This is a genomic window from Pannonibacter phragmitetus DSM 14782 (assembly GCF_000382365.1).
Classification (GTDB): domain Bacteria; phylum Pseudomonadota; class Alphaproteobacteria; order Rhizobiales; family Stappiaceae; genus Pannonibacter; species Pannonibacter phragmitetus.
Genome location: NZ_KB908215.1, coordinates 155,828 through 171,016 on the forward strand (window position 1 = coordinate 155,828; position 15,189 = coordinate 171,016).

Here is a 15,189-nt window from a genome sequence, read left to right on the forward strand (position 1 = left end):
AGTCTGCCTCAGGAGAAGACGTGCCCGGCACAGGACGCGATAAGAGGGAGAGAGTGCGTTGCAGATGATCCGCGCAAACGGGGTGTGCCTGCATGTGAGCGACAGCGGCGAGCAGCACCTGCCCGTTCTGGTCTTTGCCAATTCGCTTGGCACGGACTTCCGCTCATGGGACCGGGTGGCGGCGCATTACTCCGGCAGGTTCCGGATCCTGCGATATGACATGCGCGGCCACGGCCTGTCCGAGTGCCCCGATGGCCCCTATTCGATTGAGGATCTCGTTGCCGACCTCGACCAGCTTTTGGCTGCGCTCGGAATCACCTCTGCAATTGTCGTCGGCCTGTCCGTGGGCGGGCTGGTGGCGCAAGGGCTTGCGGCGCTGCGCCCCGGTCTGGTGCGGGCAGCGGTGCTCAGCAACACGGCGGCCAAGGTGGGCACGGCCGAAATGTGGGGCCAGCGCATCGCCGCGATTGAAGCGGGCGGAATTGCCTCACTCTCCGAACCCATTCTGGAACGCTGGTTCTCCGCCGCCTTCCGCCAGAGCCGCCCGGAGGAACTCTCCGGCTGGCGCGCCATGCTGACCCGCACCACGCGCGAAGGCTACACCGGCATCTGCCATGCGCTGGCTGGCGCTGATCTCACCGCCTCCACCGCGAAGCTGAAGCTGCCGGTGCTGGTGATTGCGGGCAGCGAGGATGGCTCGACCCCGCCGGATCTGGTGCGCGGCACCGCTGAGCTTATCGAAGGTGCCCGTTTCATCCTTATCGAGGGTGTCGGCCACATCCCTTGCGTCGAGGCGCCGGAGGCCTTCTGCGCAGCCGTCGATACTTTCCTTGAGGAGCATTCCCTTGTCTGACCGTTCCCCCGGCTCGCGCCATGCCACCGGCATGAAGACCCGCCGCTCCGTTCTGGGCGACGCCCATGTGGACCGGGCCATTGCCAATCAGACGCCCTTTGACGAGGACTTTCAGACGCTGATCGTGGAGAGCGCCTGGGGCACGGTCTGGGCCGATGACAGCCTGACGAAGCGCGAACGCAGCCTCGTCACCATTGCCCTGCTGGCGGGGCTCGGCCACCATGAGGAACTGGCCATGCATGTGCGGGCCAGCGCCAACACCGGCGCCAGCGCGCGCGACATCCGCGAAGCGCTGCTGCATGTGGCGATCTACGCCGGAGTGCCTGCGGCCAACACCGCTTTCAAGATTGCCCGCGAAACCCTGGCCGCCAACGGGCGGATGGGCGAAGTGGAGGAAATGCGCAAACCTGCTGATCTGGATCAGGGAGGCCAGTCATGAGCGAGACCCCAAGCAACTTTCCGAGCCCGGGACTGGGCGACTACTACCAGCGCGAGCTGTCCATGCATCCGCCCGCCTATGCGCCGGGCTACAAGAGCTCCGTTCTGCGCTCGCCGCAGAAGGCGCTTCTGTCACTGGAACAGGGCATGGGCGAGATCACCGGCCCGGCCTTCAACCACAACGACCTCGGGCCGCTCGACAATGACATGATCCTCAACTACGCCAAGACGGGGGAGCCCATCGGCGAGCGGATCGTGGTCCATGGCCGCGTGCTGGACGAGAACGGCCGCGGACTGCCCGAAGTGCTGGTGGAAGCCTGGCAGGCGAATGCCGGCGGGCGCTACCGCCACAAGAAGGACACCTATCTCGCCCCGATCGACCCGAATTTCGGCGGCTGCGGCCGCACCCTGACGGACGAGAACGGCTACTACTTCTTCCGCACCATCAAGCCGGGCCCCTATCCCTGGCGCAACTACATCAACAGCTGGCGCCCGGCCCACATCCACTTCTCGGTGTTCGGCCATTCCTTCACCCAGCGCCTGATCACCCAGATGTATTTCGAGGGCGACCCGCTGATCGGCATCTGCCCGATCGTCAAGACCATTCCGGATGCCGGTGCCATCGAGCGGCTGATTGCCCCGCTGGACATGAAGGCCTCCGCTCCGCTCGACTACCGGGCCTACCGCTTCGACATCGTGCTGCGCGGCCGCCGCTCCACGCTTTTCGAAAATCGTCTGGAAGGAAACTGAGCCATGGTTCTGCCGCTTCCCTATCTTCAGGAAACCGCCAGCCAGACGGCGGGCCCCTATGTCCACATCGGCCTTGCCCCGCAGGCAGCCGGGTTCGACATTTTCGAGAAAAACTTCAACCACGTGGTGGCCGGGCCAGAAACGCGCGGAGAGCGCATCCGTATCGAGGGCCGCGTCTTCGACGGCTCCGGCACGCCGCTGAAGGATGTGCTGATCGAAAGCTGGCAGGCCAACAGCGATGGCCGCTACAATCACCCGGAAGACAAGGGGCCAGGCCAGCTTGATCCGGATTTCCGGGGATGGGGCCGCACCTGCTCAGACTTCGAAACAGGCGTGTTCGTCATCGAAACCATCAAGCCCGGCTCCGTGCGCTGGCGTGACGGGCGTCCGCAGGCCCCGCACATCAGCCTGTGGATCGTCGCACGCGGCATCAACATCGGCCTCAACACCCGGCTCTATTTCTCCGACGAGGAAGAGGCCAACGCCAAGGACCCGGTGATCAATCTGGTGGAACACCCGGTGCGCCGCAAGACGCTGATCGCCCGGCGCGGGGAGCGGAATGGCGAGGTGGTCTACACCTTCGACATCCACATCCAGGGTGAAAACGAGACGGTGTTCTTCGACATCTGATCCCGCGCAGGCAAGAGACGGACCTGATCTGGGCGATCGAGATAGCCCATCACTCCCTGATCGGGAACCGTGCATGGAGCCGGGTCAAAGACGGCCCGGCTCCAGTCTTTTCTGCGATGCTCCAGCACCCGGCATCCGGCCCGCCCTTGGCGGGCCCTTGCCGTTCCAGTACCAATAGCCGCCAGCGCCATTTCCGGCCGCATCAGGGACAGCCATGACCGTCAGCCCCTTCGATTCCCCTCTCCTTTCCGGCCTGCTGCAGGATGGTGAAACGGCGGCGCTGTTCAGCGATGCTGCCGCCCTTGCGGCCATGCTGGAGGTGGAGGCAGCTCTCGCACTGGCGCAAGGGGACTGCGGCCTCATTCCGCCGGAGGCGGCGAAGGCGATCAGCGCGGCGGCAAGACACCTGACGCTGGACCCGGCAGCACTGTCGGCGGCCACCGCGCAGGACGGCGTGCCCGTGCCAGCGCTGGTCGCGGCCCTGCGCAAGGCCGTGCCGGCAGACCATGCCCCCTTCATCCACTGGGGCGCGACCAGTCAGGACATTGCCGACACGGGGCTGGTGCTGCGGCTGTCGCAACTGGCAGACCTTTTCGAAACGCGCCTGCGTGATCTTTCCCGGCTGCTGCTGCGCATGGCAGAGACGCACCGGGCAACACCCATGGCGGCGCACACCCGCATGCAGCAGGCAACGCCCACAAGCTTCGGGCTGAAGGCGGCCGTGTGGCTGGCGCCGCTTCTGGCGCATCTGGAGCGCCTCACCCAGTTGCGCCCGCGCCTGTTGCGCCTGTCGCTGGGCGGGGCGTCGGGCAACCTTGCCGCGCTGACCCCGCATGGGCTTGAGGTAGAGGCAAAGCTCGCCGAACGGCTGGGTCTCACAATTTCGCCCGTGCCCTGGCATGTGAGCCGCGACGGGTTGATGGAATTTGCCGGCTGGTGCGCCCTCGTCACCGGCAGCCTCGGCAAGATCGGGCAGGACATTGCCCTCCTCTCCCAGAACGAGATCGGCGAGCTGCGCCCCGGCAGCGGCGGCGGCTCGTCCACCATGCCCAACAAGGCCAACCCGGTGGGTGCCGAAGTGCTGATCGCCCTCGCCCGTTACACCGGCGGCCAACTCGGCACCCTGCAACAGGCAGCCATCGCCGAATATGAGCGCAGCGGCGCGGCCTGGCTGATCGAGTGGCTGAGCCTGCCGCAGATCGCGGCGGCCACCGGCAAGGCACTCACCACCGCCACCAGCCTGCTGGACAGCCTCGTCATCGACACCGCCCGCATGCGTGCCAACATCGAGGCGAGCAACGGCCTGCTGCTGGCGGAAGCCGCCAGCTTCGCACTGGCCGCCACCATGCCCCGTCCGCAGGCGCAAGATTTGGTAAAGAAAGCCTGTGCTACAGTCCTCGCAACCGGCACCCATCTCTTCGATGTGCTGGCCGCAATGACACCGGTTCCCGATGACTGGAGCGCCCTGAAGGACCCTGCGCTGCACATGGGTGAATCGGCGGCACTGATTGACCGGATTGTGGAGTCGGCTCAGGCACTTGGCCTTGAGAGCTGAGAGACAGATTCGGCTTCTTCACAAATTGATTCAAGCGCTTGCGAGATTGAATCCGCTTTTGCGGGCAAATGGGGCAAGGTGATTCAGGTTGCCGGTGCAAGTGATTGATGCCGTTGAGTCACTGCGCTGAGGCGCTGAATCAACTGATCCCTAGCGGCAACCGAACTGGTCCATCAGCTCCCGCACCTTCTGCAGATTGCGCTGCGTGCTGTCACCGCAGACCTTTTCGCAAGGCACGCCATCACCGTCGCCATCCGCACGGGAATAGCCGCAGACACACCAGAGATAGACGGCCTCCTCGCAGGAGCGCACCGTTCCGCAGGAGCCGACGCAGCTGAACCGCTGCGCCACCTGCAGCTCATCCAGGGCAAGGGAGAACGGCTCAGCCTCAGCGCGCACCTGTTGCGCGGCGGCAAGCAGGATGGCGATCATCGCCAGGACAACACGCATGGCCAAGCAACTTCTTTCGTGAACCGGCTTCCATCATAACAGGTCTGCAAAGCCAGAAAAACCGAAGGCGCCGGTTTCCCGGCGCCTCGCAATTCGTCGGCACAGATCCGCAGCTTACTTGGCAGCGTCATCCGGTTCCGCGCCCGGGGTCAGGAACACCTGTCCCGGATAGATCAGGTCCGGATTGCGGATCTGGTCCTTATTGGCCTGATAGATGGTGGTGTAGCGGAAGCCCGTGCCATAGAGGCGGCGGGAGATGTTCCAGAGATTGTCGCCTTTGCGGATGATGACATTCGGCATCTGCGGAGCGGCTTCAGCCTCTGCCCCGCCCTCAGCCTTCGCTTCATCGACCTTGCTGAGGATGATTTCCTGCGGCTCGGCCTTGCGGAAGGACACGGCGGCACGGGCCAGTACCGCACCGGTCACCGGATCCACATGGTCGGCACGCACTTCCACGTCGCCAACCGGAATTTCGGCCGTGGTCTCCAGCAGCCAGCGGCCCTCCCCGTTGGCCTTCGTTTCGCCAACCAGAGCATCGGCCACATAGATGCGCAGCAGCGCATCCGCCGTGCTGGTTCCCGCCACATAGAGCTTGCCATCCTCGGACTCGACCGCTTCGACAGTGACCGGTGCGATGACGGGTTCGGGCTCTGCCGCCGGGGCTTCTGCCGGCTCCGGAGCAGCAGCAACCGCAAGGGTAGCGGCAGCGGGTTCTGTCTGCGGTGCAGGAGCAGATTCAGGCGCAGCCTCCGCCACTGGAGCCGTTGCGGGCTGCGGGCTGCCGGTAACCGGAGCAGGATCTGTGGCAGGAGCAGGAGCTGCGGCAGGCGCTGGTGCAGCTTCAGGGGCCGCAGCAGGAGCCGGCTCAGACGCAGGTGCCGCTGCAGCCGCCGGCGCCGCAACAACAGGTTCCGGCTTTGCGTCTTCTGGCTTGGGCTCCGCGTCAGCGGTCGCCACCTCGACAGCGGCGGGCTGCTGCAGAACACTGGACGGGGCATCCGGGCTGTTGAGGACGATCAGCGGACGCTCATTGCCTGAACCGGACAGGGAAACGGTCAGCCGCTGCTTTGACTCGACGGTCTTACCGTCAGGCATTTCCATACGCAGCAGCATGTCGTAGTCGCCGGGTGCCAGCGGCTTTTCCGGCACCATAGACCACTCCCCGGCCTCATTGGCAGTGGCGCTCCCGGTCACTACGCCGTTGGCAAGAAGAGAGACTTTCGAGCCCGGGGCGGCACGGCCTGCGATGACTGCAGCGCCATCCGGTTCAATGCCTGCCACGTCAAAGCTGGGTGCCGCAGGCTCAGGGAGTGCTGCGGGTGCCGGCTCTGCCGCCGGGGCTGCCGTGGTGACCGGCTGAGGCGCAGCGGGAGCGGCTTCAGGGGCCTGGGCCTGAGCCGCGGGCTGAGGCGCATTTGCAGTCTGCTGGGGCGCTCCCGCATCCTTCTGGCTCAGATAGCCTGTCAGCAGCGCAATGATCCCCACGATCACGGCAATGACCAGACTGATGGTAACCCCTTTACGTGTCATCTCAGACCCCAAACCCTGATTGGAGGTGCGGCAGATCTCTTCAACGGCCGCACAACTCGCCCCCTGCCACATGCCCGGCTGCACCAGACAGCCATTTTCTGAACAGTTCCCCAGCGTTTCACGAAGAACACCACAAGATCTAGCAGATTCGCCGCACAAACGGCGTTTTGCACAAGGCGCACAGGCCTTGTTACCAAAGGCAATGCTTGACCATGGCTGTCCGCCAATGCGAAACATTTTTGCATGACGAATCTCAAAAGCATTTGTGTCTATTGCGGATCAAGCTTCGGCCATGACGCAACCTATCTGGAGGCTGCCCGCAGTCTTGGCCGCTTGATCGGCGAGGCCGGACTGTCGCTCGTCTATGGCGGCGGTTCCGTTGGCCTCATGGGTGCGGTCGCAAAGTCGGCGCTCGATCATGGGGCACAGGTGACCGGCATCATCCCGGAGTTTCTGGAACAGCGTGAAGTCATGCTGCATGAGGTGAGCGATCTCATCGTCACCCGTGACATGCACGAGCGCAAGAAGCTGATGTTCCAGAAGTCGGATGCTTTCGTCGCGCTGCCCGGCGGCGTCGGCACTCTGGAAGAGGTTATCGAGATGATGACCTGGGCTCAGCTTGGCCAGCACCGCAAGCCTGTGCTCCTCGCCAATATCAACAGCTTTTGGTCGCCTCTTCTGCAACTTCTGGATCACATGCGCAACGAGGCTTTTATCCGCCCCGAGCAGGACGTGCCCTATCTCGTCACGGAGGATATCAGCAGCATCATTCCCATGCTGGCAAAGGCCTGCGGGCGGCTGGAAACGGCTCAAGCCCTTGAGGCAGAAGCAGGACTTGAGAACTTCTGATCCGCGCATCGGTATAATTGCGGGTAATATATCCCTGCGTGTGCGGCTCTTCCACGCACGCAGTCTCCTGCAATTCTTGTCAAACTGTTGAAATTCTGGATTTTTCCCGCTCCTACGATCCCGTGGCATAACCGTCATTTGAGAAAAATTGACGCCTCGGGATAACCCTTTGTTTGGGATTTGCCGGTCACACTTCCCCTTACTTTTATCAATGCCGGCGGACAAAAATGCAAAAGATCCTTCTCGTCGAGGATGCCGCCTTCTTTGAGAAGGCTGCGCTCAAGAAACTCGCTGAGATCGGAGAGCGCCGGGTCACGGTCGCGCGGACGCTTTCACAGGCCGCAGCACTGCTCGGCAACGGCGGCGGCGAGTCCTTCGATCTGGCCCTTGTGGACCTGACCCTGCCAGATGCTCCGGACGGTCAGATCGTAGATCTGTGCATTGCGCACAAGGTCCCGACCGTGGTCTTCACCAGCCGCTTTGAACCCGGCCTGCGCAAGGCCATGCGTGACAAGGGGGTGCTCGACTACATCATCAAGGACAGCCCCTCCAGCCTCGACTATCTTGGCGACCTGGTGCAGCGGCTGGGCCGGAACTCGTCCATTGGCGTGCTGGTCATTGATGATGCAGTCGTCGAGCGGACCTATATGAGCGAGACGATCGCGCGGCACCGCTACAAGATGTTCATGGCCAAATCGGCCAAGGAAGGCATGCAGCACCTGCAGGACTATCCTGAGATCCGGCTGGTCATTGTGGATTACTTCATGCCTGAGGAGGACGGTTTCTCCTTCCTGAAGGCAATCCGGCGCAAGCGCAGCCGGGAGTCTCTGGCAGTCATCGGCATTTCCGGGTCGGAAGACATGGAAAACCGCATCCGCTTCCTGAAGTATGGTGCCAGCGACTTCCTGCACAAGAGCTGCCCGCCGGAAGAGCTTCTGCTTCGGGTTTCCCAGAACCTCGACGTGATCGACCGGTTTGCCGATCTCAGTGACCGCAGTTTCCGGGACGCTTTGACCGGGCTTTACAACCGCCGTTTCCTGTTCAGCGAGGGCATCCGGCTTGCGTCCGAAGCGCAGGATCGCGGCGAGGTCCGCTGGCTCGCCCTCGTGGACGTCGACAAGTTCAAGCATGTCAACGATACCTACGGTCACGAGGCCGGGGACCGGGCGCTGATTGCCCTTTCGGACGAGCTTCTGCGGCTTGCAGGTGAAGAAGGCCTGGCGGTGCGGCTGGGCGGCGACGAGTTCTGCGCCGTATTGTGCGGAGCGAACGAAGCAGAGGTTACGACCCGTCTGGAAGCGTTCCGCTGCCGTCTCCAGAATCTCGACATCACGTCAGGCGAGCAGACCTTCCGCATTGCTGCCAGCATTGGCCTGTCTGTCATTCCCGGCCACGACCTGTCCGAAGCGATCCGCACCTCCGACAGCCGGCTCTATTGCGCGAAGGACGCCGGCCGGAACCAGCTGGTTGCCTCCTGATCCTGAGCGTTTACTCCCCCTGCTGCCTGAAGCAGAGGGAGTGAAGTTCAGACTGGTTATCCCACCGACTTCAACAGTGCATAAGTGATGGAGTCAGTCAGCGCCTGGAACGAGGCATCGACGATGTTGGCGGACACGCCGATGGTGAACCAGCGCTGGTGCGTCGTCTTGTCGTGGCTCTCGATCAGCACGCGCGTGATGGCGCCTGTGCCGCCATCGAGGATACGCACCTTGTAGTCCACGAGCTCCAGCCCCTCGATGGCTGACTGATACTTGCCCAGATCCTTGCGCAAGGCACCATCCAGCGCATTGACGGGGCCGTTGCCCTCGCAGACGGACATGCGGGTCTCCCCGTCAATATCCACCTTCACCACAGCCTCGGACATGGTGACCTGCTCGCCCACCGCATTGAAGCGCCGCTCCACCATGACACGGAAGGACTTCACCTCGAAGAAACGCGGCACCTTGCCCAGAATACGCCGCGCCAGCAGCTCGAAGGACGCGTCCGCCGCCTCATAGGCATAGCCCTTGGCCTCGCGCTCCTTCACTTCCGTCAGCAGCGCATCCAGCTTCGGATCCGCCTTGTCAACGTCGATGCCAAGGCGGGAGAGCTCGCCCAGCAGGTTGCTCTTGCCTGCCTGATCGGACACCAGCACCTTGCGCTTGTTGCCGACGCTTTCCGGCTCCACATGCTCATAGGTCTTCGGGTCCTTGAGCAGGGCCGAGGCATGGATGCCGGCCTTGGTGGCAAAGGCACTTTCGCCCACATAGGGCGCGTGCCGGTCCGGGGCGCGGTTCAGCATCTCGTCAAAGGCGTGCGAGATGGCCGTGATGTCCTTCAGCCGCTCCGGCCGGACGGAAAGCTCCAGCGTATCCCTGTAAGGCGCCTTCAGCATCAGCGTCGGGATCAAGCTGATCAGATTGGCATTGCCGCAGCGCTCACCGATGCCGTTGAGCGTGCCCTGGATCTGGCGCACGCCAGCTTCCACCGCCGCCAGCGAATTGGCGACCGCCTGACCTGTGTCATTGTGGGCGTGGATGCCCAGATGACTGCCCGGCACCACCTGTTTCACCTTGGCGATGATCTCCTTCACCTCGCCCGGCAGGGTGCCACCGTTGGTATCGCACAGCACCACCCAGCGCGCGCCCGATTCATAGGCGGTGCGGGCGCAGGCCAGCGCGTAGTCCGGATTGGCCTTGTAGCCATCGAAGAAATGCTCGCAGTCGATCATGGCTTCGCGGCCGGCCGCAACTGCCGCCTGCACCGTGTCGCGGATGCTTTCGAGGTTCTCCTCGTTGGTGCAGCCGAGCGCCACTTCCACGTGGTAGTCCCAGGACTTGGCCACAAAGCAGTTCGCATCCGCCTTGGCCTCCAGCAGCAGCTGCAGGCCCGGATCGTTGGAGGCGGAGCGCCCTGCCCGCTTGGTCATGCCGAAGGCGGTGAAGCGGGCGGTCTTCGTCCGCTTCTCCGAGAAGAACTCGGTATCCGTCGGGTTCGCGCCCGGATAGCCGCCCTCGATGTAATCGACACCCAGCCGCTCCAGAAGCTCGGCAATGGCGATCTTTTCCGCGATGGAAAAGTCGATGCCGCTGGTCTGCGCCCCGTCACGGAGCGTGGTGTCGAACAGGTAGAGTTTCTCGCGGGTCATTGTCTGGATACCGGTTTCTGGCTGTTTTTTTAGCTTCAGGCCTCGGGGAGGCCTGCGAACATGTCGGTGGCGCGGATCAGCCGGTCGAGGATGCCCGGCTCGTTGAAGGCATGCCCTGCCCCTTCGATGAGGTGGAAATCCGCCCGCGGCCAGGCCTTGTGCAGGCCATAGGCATAGCGCGCCGGGCAAGGCATGTCGTAGCGGCCATGGACGATCACACCCGGAATGTCCTTCAGCTTGCCCGCATCGCGCAGCAGCTGTCCCTCTTCCAGCCAGCCGCCATGCATGAAGAAATGGTTCTCGATGCGGGCAAAGGCATGGGCGAATTCGTCCTCACCAAAATGCTGGCTGTTGTCGAGGCTGGGCAGCAGGGTGATGGTCTCGCCCTCCCACAGGCTCCAGGCCTTGGCCGCCTCCACGCGCACGGCCTTGTCCGGATGGGTCAGCAGGCGCTGGTAAGCCGCCATCATCGCATGGCGCTCATTCTCCGGAACCGGCGCCTGAAAGCGCTCGAACTTCTCCGGGAACATTTCGGAGACGCCGAACTGATAGTACCAGTCCAATTCCGCCTTGGTCAGCGTGTAGATGCCGCGCAGCACCAGTTCGCTCACGCGCTGCGGACAGGTTTGCGCATAGGCCAGAGCCAGCGTCGAGCCCCAGGAGCCGCCAAAGACCAGCCACTGGTCCACGCCCGCCAGCTTGCGCAGGCGTTCGATGTCCTCCACCAGATGCCAGGTGGTGTTGGCTTCCAGTTCCGCGTGGGGCGTGGAGCGGCCGCAGCCGCGCTGGTCGAACAGCAGCACGTCATAGTGATCCGGATGGAACAGCCGCCTGTGCGCCGGCGAAATGCCGCCGCCCGGCCCGCCATGCAGGAACACCGCCGGCTTTTTGCCCGGCGTGCCGGAGCGCTCCCAGTAGATGGTGTGACCATCGCCCACATCGAGCATGCCGGAGGCATAGGGCTCGATTTCAGGATAAAGGCCGCGCAATTCCGTCATTGGATGATTCCTTCCTCAGGCCGTTCTCAGGCCTTCCTCAAACCGCCTCCGGCGGCCAGACGTCTGTATCATGATCGGGGTGCTGGAAGCTGACGATGGAGGCCAGAAACGCCGCCGCCGCAAAATCCTCCTCCGTCTTGCGTTCCGGCAGATCCGGCACCGCATCCGCATAAGGCAGCTTGCCCTCCACCCCATAGGCAACGATGGGCACGATCCCCGACGGGTCATCAAAGGCGGCAATGGCGATGGCCATGCCGTCCGGCGCCTCATAGGTCAGCGGCGTGCCGCAAGCCGCACAAAAGCCGCGCGACACCACATTGGAACTGCGGAAGATGGCCCGCTCCCCGCGCGTCCACTCCACGCTGTCCGCCTCGCGCACCGAGACCAGCGGCGCATAGAAGCCGCCAAAGGCCTTCTGGCACATGCGGCAATGGCACACCGACGCATGCCCCAGCTGCCCCCGCACCCGGAACCGCACCGCCCCGCACTGGCACCCGCCAGACCGTTCATTGATCATGATTTGGTCTCTCCCTGTTGCAACTCGCCAGTACCGTTTCCAGCACGGCGTTGAGATTGGCCAGAACGTCACGGTTCCAGAACCGCAGGACCGTCCACCCCAAATCCCGCATCACGCCATCCCTGCGCTCGTCCCGCGTCAAACCGTCCGCCATTCCATGCTGGCCGCCGTCGATCTCGACGACAAGCTTGTATTCCGGCGCTGCAAAGTCAGCGATGTATCCTGCAATCGGCATCTGCCTGCGAAAGGCAATGCCATTCAGCCGATGCGCCCGAACAGCGTGCCAGAAGCGGCGCTCAGCCTCTGTCAAATCTCCGCGCATGCGCTTTGCCTGCCCCCTCAAGGCTTGCGGTACCTTGTGATGCGGCATGCCGTTTTCTCCAGCCCATACCCCGCTCCCCTTTTTGAAAGGAGCAATGTTCCTCCAACATCACCAATCAGTCCGCATTCCCCTTGAGAGCGGCGTTTACATTGCGCGTGAGGAAGAGGAACGCGCCCACCTTTTGCCGCAGCGCCCCTCTCCCCCCTTGAGGGGGAGATGTCTGCGCCAGCAGACAGAGGGGGGTAGCAGCACTTCAACGCAGCACAATCTCTCTTGCAAGCGGACAGTCCGTTACCCCCCTCTGCCCCCTGCCGGGGGCATCTCCCCCTCAAGGGGGGAGAGGGAGGCTGCGGCCTGCAGCTGGCTCAGCGCTTCACCTCCCACGTGGTTACACGCTTGCCCGTTGCAGCGTCCTTGCCGTCCTTGAGCTGGATGCCCATGGCAGAGAGTTCGTCGCGGATGCGGTCGGCTTCGGCCCAGTTTTTGGCTTCAAGACTGGCGAATATTTTCGTCAATCTGCAGATCCTGAAATACAGAGACAAGCTTTGCGGTCCATCATTGCCCTAACTTATCTAAGCCCGGGGAGTTTAAGTTCGCCTGCGATTTTCACCTCCCATGTGGTCACGCGCTTCCCGGTAGCGGCGTCCTTGCTGTCCTTGAGTTGAATGCCCATGACAGAAAGTTCGTCGCGGATGCGATCAGCTTCGGCCCAATTCTTTTCATCAATGTAGCTAGAGCGAAGCCTCAGTTTCAGCTTAATCGCGTCAGGCTCAAGCCCTAATGTAGAGGCGGCAACATAATCCTTAATCATTGGACGCTGAATAAGAAAAGGCTGACCTTCACGATCCAAAATTTCACCGAACTTCTGATCTGCAATGTCAAACTGTTCCTGGGGTAAATCGTACCAGGCCTGAATTTCTTTAAAGGGTGCACCCGTTACGAAGCACAAGTCAGCTGCAAATTGCTCAAGTGAACCCTCCCCCGCTCTGATTGCTGCGGCTCGATGCGCAAAGGATTGAACAACCTCTGGCGTATTCAGATCATTTGCCAACACATTTACAACTTCATCTGAAGGCTTGGCTCTGATCAGTCCGATGTTAACGGTCTGAATCAACGACGCCCAGCTCTGCAGCAAGGCTTCCGCCTCCTCCAGCCGTTTCACCGAGAAATCAATCGGCTCGCGGTAATGAGTCATCAGCATGGCAAGGCGCAGCACTTCGCCGGGCCATTTGCGGCCGCCGAATTTTTCCGTGTGCAGCAGGTCGTGGATGGTGACGAAGTTGCCCTCGGACTTGGACATCTTGCGCCCTTCCACCTGCACGAAACCGTTGTGCAGCCAGAAGTTTGCCATCACGCTGGTGCCATGGGCGCAGCAGGACTGGGCGATTTCGTTTTCGTGGTGCGGGAAGATCAGATCCAGCCCGCCGCCGTGGATGTCGAACACCTCACCCAGGTGATGGGCGCTCATGACCGAGCATTCGATGTGCCAGCCGGGGCGGCCACGGCCCCAGGGGCTGTCCCAGCCCGGCTCTTCCGGGGAAGACAGCTTCCACAGCACGAAGTCGCCCGGGTTCTTCTTGTGGGCATCGACGGCAATGCGCGCGCCTGCCCTCTGCTCTTCCAGATTGCGCTTGGAGAGCTGGCCATAGGCCTCCATCGAGCCGGTGTCGAACAGCACCTCGCCGCCATCTTGCGTCTGAGCCACATAGGCATGGCCGCGGACAATCAGCGTCTCGATCATCGAAACCATGCCCGCAATGTGCTGGGTCGCGCGCGGCTCATGGTTCGGCTCAAGGCAGCCCAGCGCCTTCACGTCCGCGTGGAACTGGTCCGCCGTGGTGGAGGTCACCCGTGCGATGGCATCGTTCAGCGGCAGGCCGGGAAAGTCACGCAGGGCGCGGGCGTTGATCTTGTCATCCACGTCCGTGATGTTGCGCACATAGGTGACGTGATCGGCCCCGTAGAGATGGCGCAGCAGGCGGTAGAGCACGTCAAAGACAATGACGGGCCGGGCATTGCCGATATGGGCAAAGTCATAGACCGTCGGTCCGCACACATACATGCGCACGTTCTGCGGATCGATTGGATGGAAGACATCCTTCGTCCGGGTCAGCGTATTGGTCAGGCGCAGAACCGGGGCGTCCGGGCTGGCATTCGTCATGACACGTCGTCTCCTGGCCTGCTGGCCGGGGGCGTCCGTCTCTTTGGAATTGGCGCAAGGAGGGAACGGCCACAGCCAGCAGAGGTGCTAGCTGCAAATAATGGTGATCGGAATGAGGGTCCGGCTGGCCGTATTCATGGCTCTGTTGTGACCGGTTTCCCGTTTCCGGTCAAGCATTCATCTGCCGCGCCGCGCAGGCCCAGGGGCCCGGTTCCCTCAGGATCCAAACACCTGTTCACGAAGCTGAACGCCAGCTGAATTTGCCCCTCAGACCCGGTTCAGCGCGCCCCTGCCACAGTAGCGCCATGAGTTGAACACAGCCCGCCGCAGCGGCCGGGCAAGATGAAAATGGGGCCTGTCATGTTTGCACGTCTTGTCTCGGTCTGCTTCGTTCTCGCCATCATCGCCTCCCCCTTCGCCGGCCTTGCAGCCCTTGCCTCCAGCAAGCCGATGCCCTTCGGCGTCTCCGCCCAGAAGAGCATGTGCATGACCACCGGCGTCAGCTGCGGTGCCGGCCACATCCTGCTGCCGGCGATGATCCGGGGCTGAGCGCACCGGCAGGCTGCAGCGCTCTTTCAGAAAGCCTGAAGACAGTGTGACGGCGCGGCTTGAAACAATCGGGTCTAGGTGCCATCTTGCGCCCATGGAAACCAAGGCTCTGGAAGAAAAGGCCGAAGCGGCCACACAGTTTCTCAAAACCATCGCCTCGACGCCGAGGCTGATGCTCCTGTGCATGATGGCCGACCGGGAGTGCAAGGTCGGCGATCTGGCCGAACAGACCGGCATGCGTATGCCCACCGTCTCCCAGCAGCTCAGCCTGCTGCGCGCGCAGGGGCTCGTTCGCACCCGGCGGGAAGGCACGACGATCTATTACCGGCTGGCGAGTGATGCGGCACGCGATGTCATGGCGGTGCTTTACGCGCATTTCTGCTCGCCCGATGCAAAGCCTCAGGAAGCCCCGCAGACCGAGGACGAGGAAGAGCCCGCGCTGTAAGCCAGTGCGGGCTTC

At 62.8% G+C, this 15,189-nt stretch carries 16 protein-coding genes and 1 pseudogene; 9 read left to right on the plus strand and 8 right to left on the minus strand.

Features of this window, described 5'->3' with window-relative positions; all coding sequences use genetic code 11:
* The first annotated feature begins 64 nt into the window (after positions 1 to 64).
* The 5 genes from pcaD to H163_RS0100780 all read left to right on the plus strand — a co-directional run bounded on the left by pcaD (position 65) and on the right by H163_RS0100780 (position 4,226).
* The gene (gene pcaD, locus H163_RS0100760; protein ID WP_019962626.1) at positions 65 to 853 is read left to right on the plus strand and encodes a 3-oxoadipate enol-lactonase; all 789 of its coding nucleotides are present in this window, start codon (positions 65 to 67) and stop codon (positions 851 to 853) included.
* A complete protein-coding gene (pcaC, locus tag H163_RS21860; protein WP_019962627.1) occupies positions 846 to 1,292 on the plus strand; it encodes a 4-carboxymuconolactone decarboxylase in 447 nt (148 codons plus the stop codon). The genes pcaD and pcaC overlap by 8 nt, the downstream gene beginning before the upstream one ends.
* Positions 1,289 to 2,041 carry a protocatechuate 3,4-dioxygenase subunit beta gene (pcaH, locus tag H163_RS0100770; RefSeq protein ID WP_019962628.1) on the plus strand — a complete coding sequence of 251 codons (753 nt, stop codon included), beginning with the start codon at positions 1,289 to 1,291 and terminating at the stop codon, positions 2,039 to 2,041. The genes pcaC and pcaH overlap by 4 nt, the downstream gene beginning before the upstream one ends.
* A gap of 3 nt (positions 2,042 to 2,044) precedes the next feature.
* Positions 2,045 to 2,671, plus strand: a complete 627-nt coding sequence (gene pcaG, locus H163_RS0100775; protein WP_019962629.1) for a protocatechuate 3,4-dioxygenase subunit alpha — start codon at positions 2,045 to 2,047, stop codon at positions 2,669 to 2,671.
* A gap of 214 nt (positions 2,672 to 2,885) precedes the next feature.
* Positions 2,886 to 4,226, plus strand: coding sequence for a 3-carboxy-cis,cis-muconate cycloisomerase (locus H163_RS0100780; RefSeq protein WP_019962630.1), 1,341 nt, complete (start codon positions 2,886 to 2,888; stop codon positions 4,224 to 4,226).
* A gap of 150 nt (positions 4,227 to 4,376) precedes the next feature.
* Here H163_RS0100780 and H163_RS21865 read toward each other — a convergent pair whose 3' ends face one another.
* Positions 4,377 to 4,676 carry an excalibur calcium-binding domain-containing protein gene (locus H163_RS21865; RefSeq protein ID WP_019962631.1) on the minus strand — a complete coding sequence of 100 codons (300 nt, stop codon included), beginning with the start codon at positions 4,674 to 4,676 and terminating at the stop codon, positions 4,377 to 4,379.
* Positions 4,677 to 4,790: 114 nt separating this feature from the next.
* Positions 4,791 to 6,206, minus strand: a complete 1,416-nt coding sequence (locus H163_RS0100790; protein WP_019962632.1) for a LysM peptidoglycan-binding domain-containing protein — start codon at positions 6,204 to 6,206, stop codon at positions 4,791 to 4,793.
* A 243-nt stretch (positions 6,207 to 6,449) separates the two neighbouring features.
* Between H163_RS0100790 and H163_RS0100795 the strand changes: the two genes are divergently transcribed.
* A complete protein-coding gene (locus H163_RS0100795; protein WP_019962633.1) occupies positions 6,450 to 7,055 on the plus strand; it encodes an LOG family protein in 606 nt (201 codons plus the stop codon).
* A gap of 227 nt (positions 7,056 to 7,282) precedes the next feature.
* A complete protein-coding gene (locus H163_RS0100800; RefSeq protein WP_019962634.1) occupies positions 7,283 to 8,533 on the plus strand; it encodes a diguanylate cyclase in 1,251 nt (416 codons plus the stop codon).
* A gap of 56 nt (positions 8,534 to 8,589) precedes the next feature.
* Here H163_RS0100800 and cimA read toward each other — a convergent pair whose 3' ends face one another.
* From cimA to cysS, 6 genes and pseudogenes are all read right to left on the minus strand, one after another.
* Positions 8,590 to 10,182: a citramalate synthase gene (cimA, locus tag H163_RS0100805; RefSeq protein ID WP_019962635.1), complete on the minus strand. Its 1,593-nt coding sequence runs from the start codon at positions 10,180 to 10,182 to the stop codon at positions 8,590 to 8,592.
* 35 nt (positions 10,183 to 10,217) lie between these two features.
* Positions 10,218 to 11,180: a prolyl aminopeptidase gene (gene pip, locus H163_RS0100810; protein WP_019962636.1), complete on the minus strand. Its 963-nt coding sequence runs from the start codon at positions 11,178 to 11,180 to the stop codon at positions 10,218 to 10,220.
* 37 nt (positions 11,181 to 11,217) lie between these two features.
* Positions 11,218 to 11,697 (minus strand): GFA family protein, encoded by a 480-nt coding sequence (locus H163_RS0100815; RefSeq protein ID WP_081625929.1) that lies wholly within the window; start codon positions 11,695 to 11,697, stop codon positions 11,218 to 11,220.
* Positions 11,687 to 12,067, minus strand: coding sequence for an endonuclease domain-containing protein (locus H163_RS0100820; RefSeq protein ID WP_040677739.1), 381 nt, complete (start codon positions 12,065 to 12,067; stop codon positions 11,687 to 11,689). Before H163_RS0100820 ends, H163_RS0100815 begins: the two co-directional genes overlap by 11 nt.
* A gap of 317 nt (positions 12,068 to 12,384) precedes the next feature.
* Positions 12,385 to 12,513 (minus strand): annotated as a pseudogene (locus H163_RS24230) (CysS/YqeB C-terminal domain-containing protein); the annotation flags it as partial.
* A 74-nt stretch (positions 12,514 to 12,587) separates the two neighbouring features.
* Positions 12,588 to 14,180, minus strand: a complete 1,593-nt coding sequence (gene cysS / locus H163_RS0100830; protein WP_019962640.1) for a cysteine--tRNA ligase — start codon at positions 14,178 to 14,180, stop codon at positions 12,588 to 12,590.
* 360 nt (positions 14,181 to 14,540) lie between these two features.
* Here cysS and H163_RS0100835 point away from each other — a divergent pair, with 360 nt between their 5' ends.
* The gene (locus H163_RS0100835) at positions 14,541 to 14,729 is read left to right on the plus strand and encodes a hypothetical protein (RefSeq protein WP_026355305.1); all 189 of its coding nucleotides are present in this window, start codon (positions 14,541 to 14,543) and stop codon (positions 14,727 to 14,729) included.
* A 94-nt stretch (positions 14,730 to 14,823) separates the two neighbouring features.
* The gene (locus H163_RS21870) at positions 14,824 to 15,174 is read left to right on the plus strand and encodes an ArsR/SmtB family transcription factor (RefSeq protein ID WP_019962642.1); all 351 of its coding nucleotides are present in this window, start codon (positions 14,824 to 14,826) and stop codon (positions 15,172 to 15,174) included.
* Positions 15,175 to 15,189: the final 15 nt, after the last annotated feature.